Origin of the sequence: Chitinophaga niabensis (genome assembly GCF_039545795.1) — a bacterium.
GTDB classification, from domain to species: Bacteria; Bacteroidota; Bacteroidia; order Chitinophagales; family Chitinophagaceae; genus Chitinophaga; species Chitinophaga niabensis_B.
The window spans coordinates 2,851,980-2,876,232 of record NZ_CP154260.1 but is presented as its reverse complement, the minus strand read 5'-3'; the positions used below and the strand labels follow the sequence as shown (position 1 = coordinate 2,876,232).

Annotated in this window: 14 protein-coding genes; 4 read left to right on the top strand and 10 right to left on the bottom strand. The window is 46.2% G+C overall.

Features of this window, described 5'->3' with window-relative positions:
* Window positions 1-59: 59 nt before the first annotated feature.
* Complete coding sequence (locus AAHN97_RS11330) at window positions 60-2,897, top strand: PKD domain-containing protein (protein ID WP_343307721.1); 2,838 nt, start codon at window positions 60-62, stop codon at window positions 2,895-2,897.
* Between the two features lie 347 nt (window positions 2,898-3,244).
* Here AAHN97_RS11330 and AAHN97_RS11325 read toward each other — a convergent pair whose 3' ends face one another.
* From AAHN97_RS11325 to panC, 8 genes are all read right to left on the bottom strand, one after another.
* Window positions 3,245-4,066 carry a hypothetical protein gene (locus tag AAHN97_RS11325; RefSeq protein ID WP_343307720.1) on the bottom strand — a complete coding sequence of 274 codons (822 nt, stop codon included), beginning with the start codon at window positions 4,064-4,066 and terminating at the stop codon, window positions 3,245-3,247.
* A 182-nt stretch (window positions 4,067-4,248) separates the two neighbouring features.
* Window positions 4,249-5,142 (bottom strand): DUF1338 domain-containing protein, encoded by an 894-nt coding sequence (locus tag AAHN97_RS11320; RefSeq protein ID WP_343307719.1) that lies wholly within the window; start codon window positions 5,140-5,142, stop codon window positions 4,249-4,251.
* A gap of 199 nt (window positions 5,143-5,341) precedes the next feature.
* The gene (panB, locus tag AAHN97_RS11315) at window positions 5,342-6,160 is read right to left on the bottom strand and encodes a 3-methyl-2-oxobutanoate hydroxymethyltransferase (protein WP_343307718.1); all 819 of its coding nucleotides are present in this window, start codon (window positions 6,158-6,160) and stop codon (window positions 5,342-5,344) included.
* A gap of 74 nt (window positions 6,161-6,234) precedes the next feature.
* A complete protein-coding gene (locus AAHN97_RS11310) occupies window positions 6,235-7,128 on the bottom strand; it encodes an exopolyphosphatase (RefSeq protein WP_343307716.1) in 894 nt (297 codons plus the stop codon).
* Window positions 7,129-7,162: 34 nt separating this feature from the next.
* Window positions 7,163-9,310, bottom strand: a complete 2,148-nt coding sequence (gene ppk1 / locus AAHN97_RS11305; RefSeq protein ID WP_343307715.1) for a polyphosphate kinase 1 — start codon at window positions 9,308-9,310, stop codon at window positions 7,163-7,165.
* A 108-nt stretch (window positions 9,311-9,418) separates the two neighbouring features.
* The gene (locus AAHN97_RS11300; RefSeq protein ID WP_343307714.1) at window positions 9,419-10,411 is read right to left on the bottom strand and encodes a lysylphosphatidylglycerol synthase transmembrane domain-containing protein; all 993 of its coding nucleotides are present in this window, start codon (window positions 10,409-10,411) and stop codon (window positions 9,419-9,421) included.
* 17 nt (window positions 10,412-10,428) lie between these two features.
* Window positions 10,429-10,773, bottom strand: a complete 345-nt coding sequence (gene panD, locus AAHN97_RS11295) for an aspartate 1-decarboxylase (RefSeq protein ID WP_074238709.1) — start codon at window positions 10,771-10,773, stop codon at window positions 10,429-10,431.
* Between the two features lie 89 nt (window positions 10,774-10,862).
* Window positions 10,863-11,717, bottom strand: a complete 855-nt coding sequence (panC, locus tag AAHN97_RS11290; RefSeq protein WP_343307713.1) for a pantoate--beta-alanine ligase — start codon at window positions 11,715-11,717, stop codon at window positions 10,863-10,865.
* A gap of 110 nt (window positions 11,718-11,827) precedes the next feature.
* On the opposite strand from panC, the gene AAHN97_RS11285 reads away from it, so the two are divergent.
* The 3 genes from AAHN97_RS11285 to metK all read left to right on the top strand — a co-directional run bounded on the left by AAHN97_RS11285 (window position 11,828) and on the right by metK (window position 15,388).
* Window positions 11,828-12,649, top strand: coding sequence for a glycogen/starch synthase (locus AAHN97_RS11285; RefSeq protein ID WP_343307712.1), 822 nt, complete (start codon window positions 11,828-11,830; stop codon window positions 12,647-12,649).
* Between the two features lie 97 nt (window positions 12,650-12,746).
* Window positions 12,747-14,114, top strand: a complete 1,368-nt coding sequence (locus AAHN97_RS11280) for a DUF4270 family protein (protein WP_343307711.1) — start codon at window positions 12,747-12,749, stop codon at window positions 14,112-14,114.
* 20 nt (window positions 14,115-14,134) lie between these two features.
* Window positions 14,135-15,388, top strand: a complete 1,254-nt coding sequence (gene metK / locus AAHN97_RS11275) for a methionine adenosyltransferase (protein WP_343307710.1) — start codon at window positions 14,135-14,137, stop codon at window positions 15,386-15,388.
* Between the two features lie 75 nt (window positions 15,389-15,463).
* Here metK and AAHN97_RS11270 read toward each other — a convergent pair whose 3' ends face one another.
* Window positions 15,464-17,161: a GMC family oxidoreductase gene (locus AAHN97_RS11270; protein WP_343307709.1), complete on the bottom strand. Its 1,698-nt coding sequence runs from the start codon at window positions 17,159-17,161 to the stop codon at window positions 15,464-15,466.
* 69 nt (window positions 17,162-17,230) lie between these two features.
* Entirely contained in the window at window positions 17,231-23,998 is a 6,768-nt protein-coding gene (locus AAHN97_RS11265; protein ID WP_343307708.1) for a fibronectin type III domain-containing protein, read from the bottom strand.
* Between the last annotated feature and the right edge of the window lie 255 nt (window positions 23,999-24,253).

Below are 24,253 nucleotides of genomic sequence, written 5' to 3'. Positions count from 1 at the left end.
CGGAATAGCCCGGTCAGGACTTTATTTTATATCTGCCATTCCTATAAATGTTCGAGTAAATGAAGACGATGAAAAGCCTCATTGGTATTGTGTTGTTGTTTGTAACACAGCAAACCTTTTCTCAATCCAATCTTAAAGTAACGCAAGACAGTATTAAGATCCAGCGTGCTGAACTGGTGATTGAAAATCAGTCGCGCGATGTAAAAGGTATTTTACAAAATATGGGAGGGGGACGAACGGAGTTCCGGATCTTGCAGCTGGAGAACCTGGGAGATACTGCTATTGCTATTAAAGGTCAGGATACGATGGCTTTTAGAGGAAGTGGGGCCGGCACTACCATACAGAGCCCTGTGCCGTTTAGTCTTTCTGTACAGGCTATCAACTCAACCCAGCAGCGTTTAAAATGGTGGAAAAGCCCACAGGACCTGTACGTTCTGCCTAAGGTTGGTGTGATCGGCGGAAGCCAGGGGAAGGGAGCTTTCACCAGTACTTACAGGAATTCGATCATAGGAAGGTTAACTACTTACCTGGAACAGGTGGCGAGTAGCCCCGTGGTGACTAATTATTGCCAGAACGGATATAATACGAGACAACTGTTACCCAACGGATCTAATCAGTGGGTAGATGCCAATAACAATATCACAAAAGCACTGACTGACGGGAACAAGATCATCATTCTTGTTACACCCAGTAATGATGCAGACCCCAATAATCCTGCAGGCGGTGCCACATCGCTGACGGAAACAATGGCCAATATTGCAGCAATAGAAGATGCCTGTGTGAAGTCGGGTGCCACTTTGTTTGTTTTCAGCGGATTTCCACGGCATGACTTTGCCCAGGCTGCCCGTGTTCAGCAGGCAGACCTCAGCCAATTACTCCTGAAACAGTTTGGGAGCCGTTGCGCATATGTATATAAATTGCTGGAAGATCCTGCCAATCCCTACAGGATCAACCCTGTTTTACATACAGGAGACGGCGCTCACCTGAATGATCAGGGGGCATTAATTGCGTATGTTCCCATGCGGGACGTGCTGGTTGGATATTATACTTCCAATACCCAGGTTTCCGGATATGAGGTGCAGCGCGCCGGTTCGCTGAATGGCGGATTCGTAAATTTTCAGACTGTGAATACGCCGGACGGTAATTCACTTAATCTCGCTGTTGATAATGCCTTCTATAGAGTAAGGTTCCGCCAGTATGATGGCCGTTATTCAAACTGGAGTAATATTGTGCAGGGAATAGGCACCGTAACAGGAACTTACCCGATTGTAAATGCAGGGCCTGATAAAGTGATCACTTTGCCAGCTACCTTAGAGCTTAGTGCTTCTGCCAGTGACCCGGTTGGTACCATTACCAGCTATCAATGGACAAAACTTGAGGGCAGCAGCGCTACCTTTCTGAGTTCCACCAGTTCTACAACGGTAGTACAGAACTTAACAGCAGGTACGTATGTATTCCGCTGTACGGTTACGAATAATAGCGGATTACAAGCTTCTGATGATGTGACAGTAACGGTGAATGCAAGTCCTGTTAATTCCAGAACAGCCCGTTTCAATTTTAGTCTTACTTCTAAACCGGTTGCTTCCTATACTAACTTATTCGGCAATCCGCACATGGCTGTTCTTACGGGAACAGACCCCGTTACAGGCATTGGTTTAAATACCGTGGCCACCTCCGCATGGTCTACCAGTACTGGTAATACTGCACTGGATAATATGGCTGTTGTGAATGATGGCGGTAACTTCGCAGTGGACCAGGCAGTATTGGCGAATGTTTTCTATACCGGTCATCATAGCGCTACCACCAACTTCAACGTTACAGGGCTTACGCCTGGCAAACTCTGTAAGATCCTGGTGATCGGAAATGCAGTTAGTTCTCCGCGTGTAACAAAAGTTACTGTTAATGGACAGACACAACAGTATAATGCTACTCAGAATAGCAGTAAAGCAGCTATTTTTGACCAGGTACCGGTACCGACTAATGGGATAGTAGAAATCGCAGCCTATGCGCATGACCAGGACGGTACTCCGTATGGTGTGATCTCTGCCATTGTGGTGGAAGAGCTGCCGGGCGATGGGTCGCCGGTTAATCAATTTCCTACGGTTAATGCCGGATATGATCAGACGGTATCATTGCCCGGGAATCCTATATTAACTGCTACTGCAAGCGATCCTGATGGCACTGTAGATACTTATCTGTGGACGAAAATATCAGGAGGCAATGCTACTATCAATTCTCCTAATGCTGCATCAACTATTATCTCCGGTTTGTCGTCCGGTACGTATGTCTTCAGGTGTACGGTAACAGATAATAAGGGCGGAACGGCATTTGATGATGTACAGATAATAGCTACCAGCCCCTCCACTACGAGAACGGGTAGTTTTAACTTTAGCTATACAAGTAATCCTGTGAGCGGTTTTGTGAATGTGACCGGGTATCCGCATCTGGGAGTTTGTTCCGGCACCAGCGCTTCAGGGATTGGTATTAATACAATTGCTGCTTCGGCTTACGCACCAAATGGGGCTATAAGTGCTTTGAACGGTATATCTGTACCCTCAGATGATGGTCAGGGATTTGTGGTGCCTGTTGATGCACTCAGGGGCGTATTTTTTACGGTTGCTTATTCGCCGGTAGAGAACCTTGAGGTAACAGGACTTACACCGGGAAAATATTGCAAGATCCTGTTAACTGCCAATGCTACTTCATCTCCCCGGAACAATATGGTGCGGGTGAATGGTCAGGTAAAGCAATTCAACGCCACGCAGAATAGAAGGAATGCTGCTATTTTCGACTTTGTATTGGTTCCGGCTGATGGAAAGGTGCGTATTGCGTTTTATGCGGAGAATACTACATCGTACGCGGGATTGGTTTCGGCGGTTGTGGTGGATGAGTATTAAGAATGGGAACAGGAAGCCTGCTGCTGCTGTGTTTGGGGTGTGCTATGAAGATGAAAGCCATGTCAGCCCTATGGTTGCTATTTGGAAGACCAGTGGAAGGTGGACTTGATGTGGAGAGAGGGTGTACCGGATGTGTAGATGAGGTGAAGGGGGAGTTAAGGGAGTATTTGGGGGATATGGAAGGAGATAACAGCTCCTTTGGTGTGTTGAAAGTCCAATTGTGGTATAAGCAGGTGTTTCATGATACAAATTTAGGGCAAATCATGTGCTGAATTTAGGTGGCGGACATATTTTTCCTGTTGGAAGGAAAACTTCACATCAATTCCTGTCACCCGCCTCACCCTGGTTTATTCTTTTTGTGGTGTTACGCAGGTATGGTCCCCATGGAGTTGAAAGAGCGGCTTCTTCTGCACCTGGCTGTGGTGTACAATATTCGCATCTTCTTCCTGCGGCAGTGATGGTATCACATCAATGATATCTGCTGCAAAGAATTTACGGTTATCTACCTTGTATAGCTTTCCATTCAACTCATGGTATGCAGTTATCTGTAACGCCACGATCGTTTCGTCTTTGCCTGCTTTGAAAGGAAGTACTAATTCCTTTGCTTCCGCAGGTTTCCGGAAATCGATCAATACTTTATCGGTTACGGCCTCCTGGTATTCCGCTTCGTTGAAGTTCAGGCCCACAGCGATGGCTTTGAACTCTACATGCGAGGTGTTCTTATAATGGCGGATATCCTCCGCCGTTAAAGCGGGCAGGGCAATGCGGAGGCTGTTTTTGTCCTGCTTTACTTTGGGCTGGAAGTTCAGCAGCTGGCTCAGTTCTGTTTGCATATTGAACCTGAAACCAGCTAATCCCGCCAGAGCTTCCGGCTTAAACCCTCTGCTGCCCCTTTGTTCGCTGCTGGCATAGAGGACTTCCAGCAAGGCTGCATTCAGGCGGTTGGTGAGTTTGTTATCAGTGCGGATGTTGAGCCCCTGGCGTATTGCGCGGCGGATGAGCTTGCCTGCTTTACTGGCGTAGCCAAAGTCGGTAGCAGCTTCTATGGTAGCCAGGCTCCGCCTGACCTTTTTTGCTTTTTTCCGCATGCGGTGTTTGCCTTCTACGTTGTACCCGACTTCATCGCCGATAGCCCCTGTTACTTTAAAAATCCCAGATTGTACTGCCATAAAAAAGATTGTTTGGTGAACTAACAATATACTTAAAACAGGCAGCCCCCGGGTTGCGAAATGACAAAAAATGACGAACGTGGGTGTGGTTTTTATCCACATTCTGAATGCAATCCATTGTATTTAAAAAGCCTCCAGGTTGTATAACCTGGAGGCTTTGCTATAATAATATCTTACAACACTCACACCTTCCCCGTCTGCGTAGAATAAGTACTCTCAAAGATCTTATCCGCATTATTCGCCTCAAAGCCCTCTCTGCGATGTTTCCTTTTGATCTCAGCAGCAGGCAGATGCGCAAATTGCGGTAATACACGGCGCTCTGCAAACTCCACATAAGAACCTGCGATAGCATGTTTCTCCTCATTCGCAAAAGTAACTTCTATCATACGGGCAACAGTAGAGCTTTGGAGCAAACCTTTATCCGGACTGGTTTTGATCTTCCCCCCGGAATCATTGAGGTGAAAACCATTTCGTTCTAAAAAGATGTTGAAGTCCGCAACGGTGTTATAGCCTGCTTTCAGGTTATGTACACTCACGGTGAAGTGGTTCAGGTAATAACGGTTGTAGATCACCCAGGCGGCGTATTCGCTTTCAGCAGCAAGGGTTTTATAATCCTGCAAAGTAGGCGTATGCCAGAGGGCGCTGTGGAGGAAAGTGTCTACGGCTGCACCGTTATCGAGGTCCAGGTTGTTTACAGGATCCTGTTTTACTTCGTTGGTGTAGCTTTTGATGATCTGTTGTGCTTCAGGGCTTAACTCTTTCACACGCAGCTCGGAGATGAAGATGCGGGGATATTGCTCGGAAGGGGGAGCATACCAGTACGCATCCAGTTTCTTTTCGGGGAAATTATAGTATTCCATTTTGGTATAACCGTAATGGAGGAAGATCTTTTCCAGGGATTGAATGCCTAAATGTTCCACACCCAGGGTGCGGAAGGCGATATGATCGTTCTCAATGTCATTTGCATGGGTTATAACGCCCTCTTTTATCATGGCGTTGATAATGGCGCCTACATCGGGCACGCGCTCTTTATAACGGCTCATAAGGCCATTTAAGACTGTTTCCAGTGTTGTCATGTATAATAAATTGAAGATTTAGAATATGGGTCAGGAAAGGGGGGTAAAAAGGCAGGCATTCAGGGCACATGCGAGCAGGTGCTGCGCAGAAAGGAGAGGAGTGATAGCTGTATGTTCAACAAAGTATTCACAACAACGAATATAAGTAAAAACAGGAGTTTTAGCCCTTAAAAGATGTTAAAACTCCTGTTTTATAGCCTTAATATTGTTCCTGATCGTTCGGGAAGTCCCGGCTTTTGATATCGTGGATATATTGCTGGGTAGCTTTGAAGATATCGTCATAAAGGTTCAGGTAGCGGCGCAGGAAGCGGGGCTTGAACTCTTTGTTGATGCCCAGCATATCGTGCATCACCAATACCTGGCCATCCACATATTTACCGGCACCGATGCCTATCACGGGAATGGTTAATTCCTCTGCCACCTGTTTAGCCAGCAGGGCGGGGATCTTTTCCAGCACAATGGCAAATGCACCTGCCTCTTGCAGCAGTTTGGCATCTTTCAGCAGTTTCTGGGCTTCATCGTCCTCCGTTGCACGTACGGCGTAGGTGCCAAATTTGTAAATGGACTGTGGTGTTAAACCTAAGTGGCCCATTACGGGAACACCTGAACTGATAATTCTTTTCACGGACTCAATCACTTCTTCTCCACCTTCTATCTTTACGCCATGCGCACCGGTTTCTTTCATGATGCGGATGGTGGACATCAGGGCTTCCTTGGAGTTGCCCTGGTAGGAGCCGAAGGGAAGGTCTACCACTACAAAACTGCGTTTGATGGCCCTTACTACGGATGCGGCGTGGTAGATCATCTGGTCCAGCGTAATAGGCAGTGTGGTTTCATGACCAGCCATTACATTGGAGGCGGAATCTCCTACCAGCAATATGTCTATTCCTGCATCATCCAGGATACCTGCCATAGAAAAATCGTAAGCGGTGAGCATGGAAATACGCTCGCCGTCCATTTTCATTTTTTGCAGGATATGTGTGGTGATGCGCTTGATCTCTTTACTTGCAGCAGACATTGCGTTATGGTATTAGAATGCACAAAGTTGCGATATTAATCGGATTTGTGCACTATTTTTTGAAGAGCGGGAGCTTATTGCATTTTTAGCTGATGTATCTCATTGTAGAGCGAACGCACCAAACCATCAGCGAGACCGATCTTGGGTACGAATATCTCCATGATATCCGTCCAGCGCATCACGTTCACATAGATCTGCAGGGCAGGCACGATCACGTCTGCACGGTCTTCCCGGAGATTGTAAAGATGGATGCGTTCTTCTACGGAAAAGCTGCTGAATTCTTTGTAATAGTCTTTGAGCAGGTCTAAAGAAAGCGGTTTGCCTTCTTTCCGTTTAGAGAGGGAGAATATTTTGTTGATGTTACCGCCTGAACCGATAGCGATCACCTGGTTGTTCCCGCGGAGCTGTGATTTCAGGAAATCCTTCATTTGCTGCCAGTGCTGTTCCGTTACTTTGTTCTGTAACAGGCGGATGGTGCCGATGTTGAAGGATTCTTTGAATACCAGGCGGTTGCCGCTGAATAAAGTGAGTTCTGTACTACCACCGCCTACATCTATATAGAGATAACTTTTGGTTTTGTCCATGTTCTCTGCTACATGGTTCTCATATATATAAGAGGCTTCTTCCTGGCCGGTGATCACGCGGATGTCCATACCTGTTTCCCGTTTCACCCTGTCCAGGATCTGCAGGCCGTTGGTGGCATCGCGCATGGCGGAGGTGGCGGCGGCTTTCAGGTATTTTACTTCATATACATCCAACAGCAGTTTGTAGGCTTTGATGGTGTTCACGAGGCTGTCAGCCCGCTTTTGGGAGATAGTGCCGGTAGCAAAAACGTCTATGCCTAAACGCAGTGGCACGCGCACCAGGTTCACTTTGGTGAAATCCATCTCTCCGTTTGCTTTGGGAGATGCTTCTGATATTAACAAACGTGCGGCGTTGGAACCGATGTCTATAGCTGCCAGCTTCATGTGCTACATCCCTTTCTTTGTTTTGTGGAATGCGTCAAAGGTATGTTTTTTCGTGGAGGTATTTGAATATTTCCACCTGTGCCCGCATCTTCTTGCCTGTGGTATGTTTATAGGCATTCTGCTGCTCATTGTCCAGTATACGCACCTTTACATTGCCGTTTAGCTGAATGTTCAGGATCTCTATTAATTCTTTCTTAATTGTTGGGTTTTCTATGGATACTGCAGCCTCCACGCGGTGGTCCAGGTTACGTACCATCCAGTCGGAAGAGGCGATGAACACCCGTTCATGGCCGTTATTGTGGAAGCTGAACACCCTGGCATGTTCCAGGTATTCGTCTACAATACTAATGGCTTCTATATCTTTCTTCCACTTTTTATTTTCTGTGAAGGCACAGCAGATACCGCGTATGATCAGCTGTACGGTAACACCGGCTTTAGCGGCATCATAGAGTTTAGAGATCAGCTCTTCGTCTGACAGGGAATTCATTTTGAGGATGATGGAAGCCTTCTTTTTACGCTGTGCATTACGGATCTCGCGTTCTATCATCCGTATAAAGAACTTACGCATATTATGCGGACTCACGATCAGGGTTTTACAGCCATGGAGTATTTTTTCATCATGGCTCTTGTTTTCCAGGAAGCTGAAAATACGGTTGATATCCGCCATGATATTGCGGTTGGCTGTGAGCAGGCAATGATCGCCGTATACTTTGGCGGTTTTTTCATTGAGGTTGCCGGTGCTCACAAAGCCATACTGTATGGTTTTATTAGCGATGCGTTTTTTGATCACACATAATTTGGCATGTACTTTCATGCCGGGTACACCGAATAATACCTTCACACCTTCTTCTTCCAGCCGTTCCTTCCACTTTAAATTTGCCTCTTCATCAAACCTGGCGCGGAGTTCCAGCACAACAGATACCTGCTTGCCATTGCGGACGGCATTGATAAGGGCATTGATGATCTTACTGTTCTTGGCAAGGCGGTAAGCAGTTATTTTGATGGTGGTTACATTCGGATCCATAGCTGCTTCCCGCAACAGGTCGATAATAGTATCGAAGGAATGGTAAGGGAAGTGCAGCATTACATCGCTTGCACCTATTACCTGCATCACACTGGGAGCATTCTGAAACAGCGGATGGATAAAGGTTTTACGATGCACCCGCTCGCGTGTAAATACCTTTGCAGGGAAGTCCATAAAGTCTTTGAAGTTATGGATCCTGCCGCCGGGGATGAGGTTGTCTTTTTTGGAAAGTCCCAGCCTGCGCATCAGGTATTCCAGCAGGAGGGGATCTATCTGCTGATCGTAGATAAACCGCACGGGTTTGCCTTTTTTACGGGCTTTGAGCCCTTTTTCTATCTGGTGGATAATGCTGGTGGCAATATCATTATCTATATCTAATTCCGCATCCCTGGTTACTTTGATGATATAAGATGAGAACTTATCATAACCGAAATAAGAGAAGATGTGTGGCAGATTATAACGGATCACGTCCTCCAGCAGCATAATATCATGCTCACCTTCTTTGGAAGGGAGGATGAGGAAGCGGGGGAGAACGGAAGCCGGAATTTCAATAAGGGCAAACTTCTGGCGGATGGAGTTATCCTCTTTTGCCAGTACAACAGCCAGGTAGATGGATTTATCCCGCAGAAAAGGCATATGCGGGATACTTTCTATCATGAGGGGAATGATATTGGTGCGTACTTCTTCATTGAAATAGTCCTGCACATATTTCTGCTGTTCCCTGTTCAGTTGTTTTTCAGTATGAATGAAGATCTTGTCGTTCTTGAGGGCTTCTTCAATCTCTTTCCAGATGCGGTTAAACTCCTGCTGCTGGCTGAGTACGTTACGCTGGATCTCTTCCAGGATCTGGTCCGGATTTTCTTCCAGGTGCATTTTGGCGGTTTTGCCTACTGCACCCATTCTTTTCAGGGTAGCTACTCTGACACGGAAGAATTCATCGAGGTTATTGGAGAAGATGCCCAGGAAGCGGATCCTTTCCAGGAGCGGAACGGTAGTGTCCGCAGCTTCCTGTAATACGCGGCCATTAAATGAAAGCCAGCTGATATCCCTTACAATGGTCTTTACCTTTTTGGAGACGGCCTTTAATTTGGTAACTTTTTTCACCGGCGTTTTTTTTCCTTTCACCGGTACAGGAGCTGCGTTCGAGTCCATACTCATATTCACATGTTTTTACAGAAGCATTGCAAGGGCTATAGTCAGATTGCCCGCAAAAGTTATAAAAAACTGATCGCCAGACTGTATAGCCGGTGTTAACTTATTATTAAGTTACGCTTTTTTGTTGTGAATGGGCAGCCAGATAAATGACATAAGCCCCAGCAGGCAGATAAGCAGGGTTTGCGCACCCCAGATGATCCAGCCGAAAGCCCAGCCGATGGGAAGTGCGATATTATATAAGAGGAGTGTTTTCTGAACAAGGTAAGGATATACACCTATGCCACCCGGACTAACGATCATGGCTATACTGCCTAATGCCAGTACGGTAAGTGCTGCGGTGAAGCCCAGTTCCCGGGTAGCGGGGAGGCAAAGGAAACCTACATACAACATGGCCAGGTACTGCGCCCAGATGCAGAGTGTATGTATAATGAACCAGAAGAGCTTCTTTTTATCCATTTTACCAATGGAAAGTATGCCGGCCAGTACACCCTTCATTAAAGCGCGTAATTTGATGGCAGCTTTGGAAGCCGCAAAACGTTTGAAAAGGAAAATAAGGATGCCTATTACTGCCAGTGCGATCACTCCTATAAGAAGGAGTTTGGAGCCGTCTGTTTTAGCCATGTTGGGCCATACTTCTGCATTCAGGAAGGCCACTACGATATCTATCTGCAGGAGAAAGCAAATGAGGAAAACGAGCATGAGGCAGCAAAGGTCCAGTGCTCTTTCAGCGATCATGGTACCTATCAGCTTGTCCGCCGGGATCTTTTCGTAATTGGCCAGCACACCGCAACGGGCAATCTCGCCGAGGCGGGGTACGCCCATATTCACGAGGTAACCTACCATCACGGCAAAAAAGGTATTGAGCACGCCGGGTTTAAAACCCTGTGTTTCTATGAGGATCCGCCAGCGGAGTGCACGGGAGAGGTGGCTGCCTATGCCGATGATGAAAGCGGGGATGATGAGCCAGTAATTGCCGCTCAGGAAAGCGGTCTTCACGTCCTGGTAATCCTTAGGTGTCATGTCCTTCAGGGCAAGCCAGATCATGAGCAGTCCAATGCTTAAAAAAACAAGGAATTTCAGTACATTTTTAAGCGCTTTGGGCATGGCCATATAGAACCTCTCTAGAGTTTATTGCCTTCTTTTGGGAAAACGGCTACAGGAGTGAATTTTTTTGCTTCTTCGAAATCTATGGTGGCATAGGATATAATGATCACTACATCACCTACCTGCACGAGACGCGCTGCGGGGCCGTTCATGCATATTACGCCGGAGCCGCGTTTGCCTTTAATGACATACGTTTCCAGGCGTTCGCCATTGTTTACGTTCACTACCTGCACTTTCTCATTAGTGATCAGGTTGGCGGCATCCATCAGATCTTCATCTATAGTGATACTGCCCACGTAGTTCAGATTGGCTTCCGTAATTACCGCCCTGTGAATCTTAGATTTCAGAATTTCGATCAACATATTTCTTGTGTAGTCCGCAAAGGTAGAGGAATTTTATATAATAGGAAGACAGTGCGGCTGCTTTTATGATTTTGTTATGACAGGAGGATTTATGCCACCGGAGGGATGATCATATTATCGATCAGCCGGATCTCACCCAATTTGGCAGCAATGAGCATCACCATCTCTTTGTTAATGGGTTTATCCAGTAACTGCAGGTTGTCTGCATCTGCAATTTCAACATAATCAGGCTGAAAACCAGCATCTTGTAACTGCTGGTGCGCATTCTGCTTTAAAATATCAAAGGGCAGCTGCCGGATATGTTCCTTCATATAGGTTAAAGTACGGCTGATCTGCGTGGCGGTTTGCCTTTCTGTCTGGCTGAGGCGCATATTCCGGCTGCTCATGGCCAAACCATCATTTTCCCGCAGGGTAGGGCATATGTGTAATTTGGACGGAATTTCCGTTATTTCCAGTAAACGCTTGATAATCATGCATTGCTGAAAATCCTTTTGTCCCATAAAAAGATCATCGGGTTGAACAATCTCCAGTAGTTTATGCACCACAATTCCCACACCCTGGAAATGGTTTTTGCGAAAAGCGCCTTCCAGCACGGTTTCTACGTAGCCGAAGTCGTAATGCAGGTGAAGCCCGTTCACACCTTCGGGGTACATCTCTGCCACGGATGGTATAAATAATAGATCTGTTTCCGCATAATTTAATTTAAGAATATCTTCTTTGATGGTGATGGGATATTTCTCAAAATCTTTGGGATCATTAAATTGTGTAGGATTTACAAAAATGCTGCATACTACTATGTCCGTCAATGCTTTAGCTTCCCTAATGAGGGAAATGTGGCCCTGGTGCAGTGCTCCCATGGTGGGAACGAATCCGATCCGTTTTCCTGCCTTTTTTTCGTGTTCCAGCGCCTCTCTCAGATCCGCTACCTGTTTGAATAGATACATAAACCTTTGCTTAAAAGGATGTTAAAAGTGACAATTTGGCCAATTTTACCTAAAAATTTAGTAGTTTTGCAAGCCAAATTAAAAATAACTGCATTAATAATCAGCATTAAATGTCCACAAAGAAACGAATTCTTTTTATTGCCCAGGAGATGTCGCCTTATCTTGAATTGAGTGATTATGCGGCGATGGTCAATAAGATGGCGATTAAATCAAATGAGGCCGGTCTGGAGGTGAGGGTTATCATGCCGAGGTTTGGAAGTATTAATGAACGCAGGCATAGATTGCATGAAGTGGTGCGCCTTTCGGGGATCAACATTGTGATTGACGGGGATGATTATCCGCTGATCATCAAGGTTGCTTCCTTACCTAATGCTAGGTTGCAGGTTTACTTCCTGGACAATGAAGATTATTTCAAACGCAAAGCGGTATTTAACGATGATGACGGAAAATTTTACGATGACAATGCAGCCCGTGAGATCTTCTTTTGCAAAGGCGCGCTGGAAACCGTAAAGAAATTTGGCTGGCCTCCGGACATTATCCATTGCAGTGGCTGGATGACCTCCCTCATCCCCGTTTACTTAAAAACGGCGTATAAAAAAGAACCCGTTTTTGCCCATTCAAAAACGGTATTTTCTTTAGAGCCTAATTCATTTAAAGAGAAATTAGGCGCTACTTTCCTGAAAAAAGCGATCATCAGTAACCAGATCAAAGAAAAAGACCTGGAATTATATAAAGAAGGAACCAATGCTGCGCTGAATAAAGGAGCATGCAAATATGCCGATGCGGTGGTAGTGGCCAGCGACAAGTCGGACAAAAAGTTGGTGGACGAAATGAAAGCAGAAAAAGGTAAGATCATCGTTCCTTATAAAAAGGACAATGAAGATCTGGCAGACTATCTGCAGCTTTATCATCAATTATTGGGCTTAAAATAAGTCAGCCATTAAAACGAAAAGTTAAAACTTGACGGTTTTTACCGTTCCTGCGTTTTACTTTTTATTTTTAGTTTTTCTTTTCTTCAAACCAAACTACGTGAAGATCAATTTCAGGAACCTTGGCTATAGTGCTGCTTTCTTAACAGCGTTATATGCATTTACCGGTTGTAATGAATCCACCATCCTGGGTAAGGACCTTATCCCAGGTTCAGACAAAGTAACCGTAAAAGATACAACGATCAATAACCTGATCACCATGAACATACAGGAAGCGGATTCCAGTATTCGTACCGGTCAGGCCAACTATGGCGCAGCGCTTGGAAGCATTACAGACAATCCTGTTTTCGGTAAATCAAGTGGTTTCCTTTATACCGGCGTAGGTCTTCCCAAATTAGAATTCTCCTTTGCAGGAACCGGCCAAACGCTGGATTCCGTTGTATTATATATAGGATGTGATACCCTTTGGTATGGTGAGAACCAGGGCATGAACCTGAGAGTGTACCGGATGAATGAGCCGGGTTTCAAAGCAGACTCTAATTACAGTTACACAAGGCCTTTGAGTTACGACCAGGGTGAATTGCTGGCAAATGTGACGGCTTTCCCGGTGTACCCTAAGGATTCCCTCTCTATTTACGGGGTAAAACAGGCGCCTGCGCTGCGGATCCCGCTGAGTGCAGCCTTCGGTAACCTGTTATTGCAGCAACGTGCGGATGGTGCCTTTAAAGACGATACTACTTTCAGAGACTTCCTGAAGGGATTGGCGATTGTTCCGGATACCAACGTGAGCAAAACCATGCTCTTCGTAAACCTGAACAAGGGCGATACCCGTATTTCCGTTTATTATAAGAACTCTACGGAAGACTCGCTGATTGCGAACTTCCCTTTCCAGCAATACTACAGCCCGCATGCTAATTACTTTACCCGTAATTACACGAACTCACAGGTAGCGCCTTTCCTCAATACCAACAAACCAACAGGGGATACGGCCATCTATTTGCAGGAAGCTCCGGGTATCTACACCAAATTCCAGATCCCTGGTATAGAAAACTTCCCCAAGGCCATTATCAACAAGGCTGAACTGGTGTTCACAAAGATCAACAGCAACCTGGCCGGTAAGGAAAAGATCTTTACGGATCCGGACCAGTTATTCCTTTGGAGATACATCACACACGACAGTCTTGGTTATATCGTAGACTACGGTAACCCTTCCAATCCTGATCTCGCTTATTTCGGTGGTAATAGAACCGTCATTTCTAATATAGGAGGCATTGAAGTTGTGCAATATAAGTTTAATATTGCGCGGCATTTGCAGTTCATGCTGGACAAGAAATTAGATAATTCGGTGTTCAAACTGGAAGCCATCTCCAACAGGCACCAGATAGACATGAGGAGTGTGAAACTGGGAGGTGGTACAGGTACTCCGCCTATCAATGCCAAACTAAGAATAATTTATACTCAACTATAATCTTCAGAATTTTTAATTTTATGCCGTACTTATTTACCTCAGAATCCGTTTCAGAAGGGCATCCGGATAAAGTTGCCGACCAAATATCAGATGCACTGATCGATAATTTCCTCGCGTATGACACTACTTCCAAAGTAGCTTGCGAAACGCTTGTAACAACTGGTCAGGTTGTATTGGCGGGTGAGGTTAAATCTGAAGCTTATCTGGACGTTCAGGACATTGCACGTGAAGTGATCCGCAAGATTGGTTATACCAAGAGCGAATACATGTTCGAAGCAAATTCCTGCGGTATCCTTTCCGCTATTCACGAACAATCTCCTGATATCAACCAGGGTGTGGTTCGTCAAAGCCCGGAAGAACAAGGTGCAGGCGACCAGGGTATGATGTTTGGTTATGCAACCCGTGAAACTGAGAACTACATGCCCCTGGCATTGGACCTCGCTCACAAACTGCTGATCGAACTTGCTGCACTCCGCCGCGAAAATAAAGATATCAAGTACCTCCGCCCTGATGCTAAATCCCAGGTAACGATCGAGTACTCTGACGATAATAAACCCGTTCGTATCGATACGATCGTTATTTCTACCCAACACGATGATTTTGACAAGGACCAGCAAATGCTGGACAAGATCAAACAGGATATGATCAACATCCTGATCCCACGTGTTAAAGCACAACTGAAACCAGAACTGCAAGGACTGTTCACGGATAAGATCACTTATCACATCAACCCAACCGGTAAGTTCGTAATCGGTGGACCACACGGTGATACCGGTTTAACAGGCCGTAAGATCATCGTAGATACCTATGGTGGTAAAGGTGCGCACGGTGGTGGTGCATTCTCCGGTAAAGATCCTTCCAAGGTAGACCGCTCTGCAGCATACGCTACCCGTCACATTGCAAAGAACCTGGTAGCTGCCGGCGTTTGCGATGAAGTACTGGTACAGGTTTCTTATGCTATCGGTGTAGCTAAACCATGCGGCGTATTTGTAGATACTTATGGTACAGCCAAAGTAAAGCTGAACGATGGTGAGATTGCCCGCCAGGTAGAACAGGTGTTTGACCTGCGTCCTTACGCTATCGAGCAACGCCTGAAACTGCGTAACCCGATCTATGCAGAAACTGCTGCTTATGGTCACATGGGCCGTGAAAGCAAGGTGATCACCAAAACTTTCAACGCTGGCAAAAAATCAGAAAAGAAAGTAGAAGTGGAACTGTTCACATGGGAGAAACTGGACTATGTAGAGAAAGTGAAACAGGCCTTCGGTCTTTAATAAACGAATCTTAAAAAAGGGCGCTGTTCTTAATGATCAGCGCCCTTTTTATTTTAAGGTATTTGTTTAGATGTTTTACAGGTTCTGCTTCTTCATTTCTTCTGCCGCATGATCACAGGCCCTGGCGGTGAGTGCCATATAAGTGAGCGAAGGATTCTGCGTAGCGGAAGAGGTCATACAGCTACCGTCTGTAATGAACAGGTTAGGCACTTCGTGTACCTGGTTCCATTTGTTCAGTACGGAGGTTTTGGGATCCAGTCCCATTCTCACCGTGCCCATTTCATGTACGCATTCTCCGCCGATATAATCATAATCAAAACCGGAGATATTGTGAAAGCCCGCTTTTTCCAGCATTTCAACAGCACTGCCCTGCATATCTTTCCGCATGGCTTTTTCATTCTCCTTTATTTCGAAACTGATCTTCACTAAAGGCAATCCCCATGCGTCTTTCCTGCTTTCATCCAGTGTAATGCGATTATCTGCATATGGTAACGTTTCTCCCCATGCTGCCATCCACATCACCCATTTACCGGGTTTGGTGATCTCTTTTTTGAAATCTTCTCCGTAACCATCCAGGGTATAAGCATCATTCCAGGCTTCCCGTTCTGCATATCCCTGGTAACCAAATCCCCTGATATAGTCCTCCCTGCGGGTAGCATCATTGATATTCCGGAAGCGGGGGATGTAAATGCCCGTAGGCCTCCTGCCTTTGTAATACTGATCCTCATATCCCTTAAACTCACCCATGGCCCCTACTTTGAAGTGATGGTCCATCAGGTGCCTGCCTACCAGGTCCTGGTTATTACCCAGGCCGTTCGGGAATACTTCAGACTTAGACTGCAGCAATATGGAAGCTGAGGCAATAGTGGAGGCGTTCAGGAAGATGATCCGGGCAAAGAACTCGGTGGTTTCTTTTGTTTCGGTATCAATTACACGTACGCCTTTGGCTTTTTTGGTTTCCTTATCGTAAATGATCTCACTCACGGTACTGAAGGGGCGAAGGGTTAAGTTCCCTGTAGCCATGGCAGCCGGCAGTGTAGCCGAGTTGCTGCTGAAGTAACCGCCGAATGGGCAACCCCGGTGGCAGAGGTTCCTGAACTGGCAGGGGCCTCTGCCGTTCCATCCTTTGGTGAGATTGGCTACCCTTGCAATGGTTACCAGGCGGTCTTTAAACTTTTCCCGCACTTTGTTTTTCAGGTGCAGTTCCACGCAGTTCATTTCCATGGGAGGGAGGAACTGCCCGTCCGGCAACTGGGGTAAACCTTCTGCCTGCCCGCTGATGCCGGCAAATGTTTCCACATAATCGTACCAGGGAGCGATATCCTTGTAACGGATCGGCCAGTCAACACCATGCCCGTCTTTTGCATTTGCTTCAAAATCCAGGTCGCTGAGGCGGTAACACTGGCGCCCCCAGGTAAGGGACCTGCCGCCTACATGGTAGCCCCGTACCCAGCTAAAGGGTTTCTCCTGTACGTAGGGATGTTCTTTATCACGTACGAAAAAATGTTTGCTGCTTTCATCATAAGCTTTTCCCTGGATGGGATCTTCTTCCATGTCCTTTTCCGGATTCACCAGGCGGTGCGGAAAATCCCAGGGGTTCATGGTAGCGGTGGGGTAATCCTTCACATGTTCCACATTCCGCCCTCTTTCCAACAGCAATACCTTTAAGCCTTTCCCGCAAAGTTCCTTGGCGGCCCAGCCGCCACTAATTCCTGATCCGATCACAATGGCATCATAAGTTTGCTGTTCTTCCGCTTTAATGTTCAGGTTCATATTCAGCTAAATTAAAAAATCCGGTACATATGACCGGATTTTTTAAGTTTTTATTGTTAAAGAATCTTGTTAGTTCTTGATCAGTTTAACCGTTTTGCCCGGTTTGCTGTCTGTTGATAATTGGAGCAGGTATACCCCTTTCGAGAGTGGTTGTGCGCCCAGGTCTATCCTTTGATTGTAAGTACCTGCGTTCAATGATCCCAGGTCTTTCATCACTACGGTGCGGCCTGTAAGGTCTACTAACCTGATCACTGCTTTGTTTGCAGGTTTCTTCAGTGTGATAGAAAGGTTCACAAATGTATTGAACGGATTTGGATACACGCTGTGGATAGTGAGATCATCATTGTCTGCTGATGTAGTGCTCGTTTTAGCCGTTGCATCGTAAACATTGCCGATACCACTGTTCCTGTCTCTGGAGGCCAGGCGGGCTAATGGATCTACTTCTCTCGGGCTGGCGCTAACCACCAGTGCGTTAAGGTATCCATAAGCATTTGCCACATACACTTTCAACAGTACTTCGCCGTCTGCATTTGGTACCACTTTATCGATCGTTACCGTGTTGCTGGTGTTGTTGTTTGCATCCAGTGTTACTGTTACACCATTGATACTGTATGCGCCAATTCTTGTACCTCCATTTCCACGGCTGCCGAAGAAGGTGAATGCGAATTCTTTAGACTGATCCATTCCTGTGAACAGCATCCGTGCGGTATCGCCTGGTTCTACGTAGTAGGATTCAGCGAGCACCAGGTCCGGATAGATACCTGAGTTGTTACCTGTTTGCTGACCTGCAGGGTTGGTACCTGTAAAGTTTTCCAGCAGTGTCCAGCTGAAGCTGGTTGGGTTGCCCAGGTTGTCTTTCGGATTAGCCATTGTCTGTCCTTCAAAAGGCAGTGCATTGGTATTATTCCATGGAGCCGGAGCAGGATTCACCGTGTTAAAGTTGATGTATACGCTGTAAGAAAGCGTGCTGCCTGAAACAATCGCACTGTATGGTGATTGTGTAGCGGCGGTGATAGCTCTTACTTTATAGAAATAAGTAGTGTTAGCAGCCAAACCAGTGTTGGTGTAAGTAGTAATATTGGCCGCTGTGGTAATTACTTTCGTATAAGTACCATTTCTTTCAGTTGAACGCCAGAGTTCAAAACCTGTTTCAGTGCTGGATTTATCAGTCCAGGTGAGTTTCAGGGAGTTGGTAGTAGCGTTTGAAGTAACCAGGTTGTCCGGAGCCAGCGGAATACCATTGTCCTCATAAGACTGGATCACCAAAGCACCCATGTAACCTGCGAATGAACCCGGAGCCTGTTGGTAGGTAAATTCTATATTACCGCTTGCATCAGCAGAGAGGCCATTCAGTGCAACTGTTTGGGTTGTATTGCTGGCAGCATTCAATGTTACTGATTGGGCACCTACAGCATAGATCGTGTTCCTATTGTCAGTCACGCCTTCACGTGATCCAAAGAATATCAGGTTGTAACGGGCCGTAGCAGTGGTGCTGAGACCGCTGATACGGATACGTTTTGGTGTACCGGACTGATCAAAGTAGTAAGTTTTCATTACCACGTCAGGGAATACGCCGGTGTTGTTACCTGTAACAGCACCGTTGTTATTATCTCCGCCCATTCCATCAACTAAAGTAACGCTGATAGGGGTAGCAGTACCTGTTTCATCCAGGATATTGGTGATGGCTCTGCCGGCAAGTCCCTGTGTTTCGAAGTTATTCCATGGGGCAGGAGCTGGTTCCACCCTGTTAAACTTAACGAATACGGAAGTGAGCAGGTTATCAGTAACCTTCACAGTAAAGTCACGGCTGCTTTGCAGGCCATTGTTGTCTACTGCTTTTACGGTAATGTTGAAAGTACCAATGTTACCAGCTATCGGGCTCAGCGTGATTGTTCCTGTGCCGTTGCCTGTAGTTTGCAGGGTTGCAAAAGAAGGCAGGCCGGTAGCAGACAGCGTGAGCACATCAGCCGGATCATCAGTAGCTGTGATCGCTATCTGACGAACTTGTGTAGTTTTCATCACCACATTGGCAATAGCCGCCAGGTTCGGAGCCCTGTTTGGTACTGTTATGGAAACAGTGTCTGAAGAAGTTGCTCCATAACTGTTATTAGCTGTTACATAGTAATGATAAGTAGTGCTGGCTGTGATATCAGCATCAGTATAAGCGGTATCATTTGCAGCACGGGAGCCTACCAGGTTGTATGGACCAGCTGCACTTGTTGCACGGTAAACGCTGTAGCTGCTTTCACTGAACGCCTTGTCTACCCAGCTCAGTCTTGCGCCTTCTGGTATGATGCGTACGCCAAGGTTACCTGCTTTTGCCGGTGCTTTACCATCATCATAGGTTGCATTCAGTACGAGGCTGTTCAGGTAAGCGTAGCCGGATGAAGTAGGCGCAGCTTCCAGGTCCAGTACAATTTCACCGGCGGCATTAGCCCTGATGTTACTGATAGTAACGGTATTGCCGGTATTGTTGGTAGCATTCAGTTCTGCAGTAGCAGTATCATTCAGTCTGTACAGCGCAATACGGTTATCGCTGATACCTACGCGGCTTCCGAAGAAGGTGAAGTTATAACGATAGTTAGTATCCACACCCGTCAGCTTAATGGTTTGTTTCACTGTAGTTGTCCACCAGCTGCTCACAGTTACGGCATCAGGATAGATACCGGAGTTGTTGTTGGTATTAGCACCCTGGTTGTTGGTGTTGGCACCACCATTGATATTCTGCCAAGGCGTCATCACGTTCAGGGCTATACCGGTATTACGGTTCAGCTCATCTTTCAGGCCAGGGAACACATCGCCAAGGACGGGTTTCTTATTGGTATTGTTCCATGGGGCATTAGCTACCCATGAACCTTCTGTGAAATTGATGAATACTTTATAGTTAGGATTCACATCCGTAACAGTAATGTCGAAGGTTTTAACGTCCTCACCACCTTTACCGTCATTTACCTTCACAGTTACAGTGTAAGTACCATTGTCCGCATAACCCGGAGCAACCAGGATGCTGGCAGTGTTACCATCAGGTGTAAGTGTAGCAAAATCAGGCAGGCCGGTAGCTGTCCAGGTCAGCACATCTGATGCATTCTGGTCGGTAGCTGTGAGGGCAATAGTGCTGGTAGCTTTTTCAGCAACCGTTACACCTGTAACAGGGTTTAATACCGGCTGGAAGTTATCATCTACCGTGAGGGTGAATGATTGTGTGCTCAAACCGCCGTTGCCGTCATTAGCTGTTACTTCAATCGGGAATTCACCCAGGTTGGAGAGAGCAGGAGAGAACACGATCTTGCCGGTACCATTACCGTTATCCGTTAATGCAGCAAATGCAGGCAGGTTAGCAACAGAGAAGGTAAGTACATCACCATCTTCGTCTGTAGCAGACAGTGCTACTTCCAGCTGCGTTTCAAAACGCATTGTCTTGTTGGCCAGCGGAGCCAGTACAGGAAGAGTGTTGGGGGTAGTAACGGTTGCTTCGTTAGAGAAGGCACTGGTACCACCTATGTTTTTAGCTCTTACTTTATAGTTATAAACTGTATTGGCCTGAACAGTGGTATCCACAAATACTGCTGTAGCAGAATCACTGGAAGTTTTGGTAGCCAATAACAGGTAGGTTGGATTTTTGGTATTTACAACGGTAGAGCGCCAGATCTCAAATGCATCTTCATTCGCTGAGTTATCATTCCATTTCAGGTCTACCTGTTTGATAGATACCGGGGTAGCTACCAGTGCAGATGGTGCTGCAGGAGTGGTTGGAACAGCAAGTGTAGTTGTTCTGATGTTCGGGTTGGTTAAGATAGAAGCAGCAGGGATGGCACGTTTGCTAATGCCAGGGCCGGCGTAGCTTACGGTAAGCGCACGGGTGTTGGTTGCTTCAAAATAAGTAACCACTATACGGTGATAACCTGCGGTGAGTGTAACTACACCTGATCTCTCAACGGTACCGCTGAGGTGATCGTTACTAACAACCTGGTGTGCAGCATCAAACCCGTCTATATACAATTTACTACCTGCATCAGAGCTGGTATAGAAGGTGTATGAACCTGCAGTTGGTATATACAACCAGCCATCAAACTTGATAGCGAAGTGTGTATTACGGTTCCTCACACTGAGATCAAATGTATTAACATTACCGGTTTCAGCTGGTGTACCCGTGAAGCTTGGCAATGCGCTATAGGTGGAAGCCGCCTCAAAGTAGTCATATTTCAGACCATCATTGTTGTACAGGCTGTATCCGGAATCACCATTTTTATTGATGGCTTTGATCTTGTAGTAATAAGTAGTTTGCGGAGCGAGTGAACCACTATCAGCATAACTGGTTGTGTTAGCAGCTGCTGTGGCAATAATGTTGTAGGTACCTGCCAGTGCAGTAGATCTGTAGATCTCAAAACCGGTTTCATTATTACTTTCATCATGCCAGGTGAGGTTCACCTTGTTATAGGACACTGCTTTTGCTACCAGGCTGTCTGGTGCGGCAGGTACTGCTCCCGGAACAGGAGTGGGGTCGGTAAAGGCAGATGCCGGGATCAGCTGGCGGGTGCTACCAATGCCACTGGCAGTATTCTTCCAGTAAACCTTCATTTCTTCCCCACCACCTTGTTCGAAGAAGGTGATAGCGATCGGGTGAATACCTGCAGTGAGGTTAATGGTACCTTGTGCATAGGTTGAACCATGCAGACCATCGTTGTTCACTAATGCGGTAGCAGTATGATTGTAAGTACCGATATATAATTTGCTACCATCATCTGAATAAGTTTCAAACGTGTAGTTACCGCTTACAGGGATATTGATGAAACCTTCCCACAGGAACGCAAAATTGTCGTTCTGTGTTCTTACCGTGATATCAGGGGTTGTAGAAGTACCTACCTTAACAGGGGTTAAGGTGTTGAAGTCTGGCAATGCACTGAAAGTACCGGTATAGAATTTATAAGAAAGGCCTTTGTTATAAGTAGTGGCGCTTACCTGGTTGCTTGAGGCGGAACTGTTACCAGTGAGGTCTCTTGCCTTAACCGTAAAGGCGTAGGTCGTCTGATTAGTTAAGCCTGCAACAAGGAAAGATGTTTTATCACCTGGAATAGAATAGGCTTTCAACCCATTTACATAGATATCATATTTATCCACTCCAACATCATCTGTAGAAGCAGTCCAGGAAAGACCTACAGAAGTTCTGGAAGTAGTAGTAACGGTCAGGTTGCCTGGTACAGTAGGCGGCTGACTATCCACCAAAGTGGTAGCAGTAGCCTGGTTACTCACAGCACCAGCACCGTTATTATTTACAGATCTGATAATATAGTAGTAAGCAGTGTTAGGGATGAGACCAGTGTTTGCATAGGTCAGTACATCTGCATTTACTTTAGCGATCAGTTCGTATCCACCAACCTGGGTCAGGGAACGGTATACTTCAAAAGCAGTTTCGTTATTGGCAGGATTGGGTTTATCATTCCAATTAAGGGTGATCTGTGTTCTGGAAGCCGCGGTTGCGATCAATCCGGTCACCGCATCAGGCCCGTTAGCGCCATTGGCAGCTACCACCTTGAAAGCAGAAGAGAAGTCACTGGAACAGCCAAACTGTTCAGTTACTTTTACCTGGTATTCAGCCGGCTGGCGAACGGTTAATGTATTATTGGTGCCTAAAACGGTTGCATCCGTTGTTTTCTTCCAGGAGTAAGAAGCATAACCTGTTGGTACAGTTAATACCACACTGTCTGAACCTGCAGGAGTCGGGATCACATTACTCATGATACCAGCTACAGTAATAGCTGGGCTCACGGTTGGTGTTTTGGTTTTGATCACTACCGGAATACGGGACCAGTCAGACCATATGCTGCCATTATTGATACGTGCATCGTATGTACCTAACTCGGTTACATTTAATGTATTGGAGGTAGCTCCCGGAATCACCACGCCATTTTTTCTCCACTCGTATGCATTGAAGCCTGGTGTTAAACCAAGGGTTACTGCAATGGGATCATTCGGGCAGAACTCAGTTCTCCCGGTTAAAGGCCATGGGTTGGATTTGTAAGCTCTTGAGATAAAAGGGAAGAAATCAGATTCACCCCATGCGAGGCCCCATACGCCGTGTCCCTGACCAGGATACACCGTCAGTTTAAAGTTGGCACCGGCTGCCTGTGCGGCATTGTAAATGCCTTGTGCAATCTGTGGGGGAGGGTTTGGATCCGCACCACCCTGGAATAACCAGATGGGGGTATACTTATAGGTGTTAAGGGTATTGGTATAATCGCTTTGTGCCGCACTGATAGGAGCGGCGGCAGCTACCAGTTTAGGGAAGCGGTTCAGGAAATCCCAGGTAGCACTACCACCTGCGGAAAGACCCTGGATAGACACCCTGAAAGGATCTACGTTCAACTGCGGAACGAAGAAGTTATTGATCAGTTCGTTGATATTGTCATAATACGAAGGCCCGAAGTAACCGGAAAGGTTCTGCGGGTAAAAAAGGAATCCATCAAAACTACCATCATCCACCTTGTTCCTATGTGTTTCTCCACCATGATAGAGTTGGTATTCATTATCATACTTGGTGCCTTTTTCTCCTAATCCGTGGAAAAAGATAGTAATAGGGTACTTCTTTAACGGATCGTAGTTCTTAGGCCATTTCAGGCGGAACTGCATTCCTTTATAGATGTATGCCTTGTAGGAAGTTGTTGTCCAGCTGACACGGTTTGTTTTCACCCATTTGCCGATCTGGCCCCATGCCGGTTCGGTAGGAGGGGAAGCAGCGTTGTAAACAACAATTGGATCATTGGGGTCCAATACCTGTGCCCAGGACGCTTGTACGCTGAGCAGCAGCATCAATTTGACTAAAAGGTAGAATTTTTTCATATATAAGAATCAAGGTGTTCGGAATTATTAACAGCTGCACTAAACATTCAACAGGGTACCATAGCTATCGCATAGCATTGGTAGATAATGCAGTTTCACATGAGGATAATGAAGGTTAAAAATACCGCGACTGGGTAGGGGCCAACTTTATCAGTTGATTACTTACAGTAGCCTTTAGGCTTTAGGAAGGAGATGGTTAGAAATGATGGTATTCAGCTGGTTTTTGCCAAATACTTTATTATAGGGTGCAAGGTA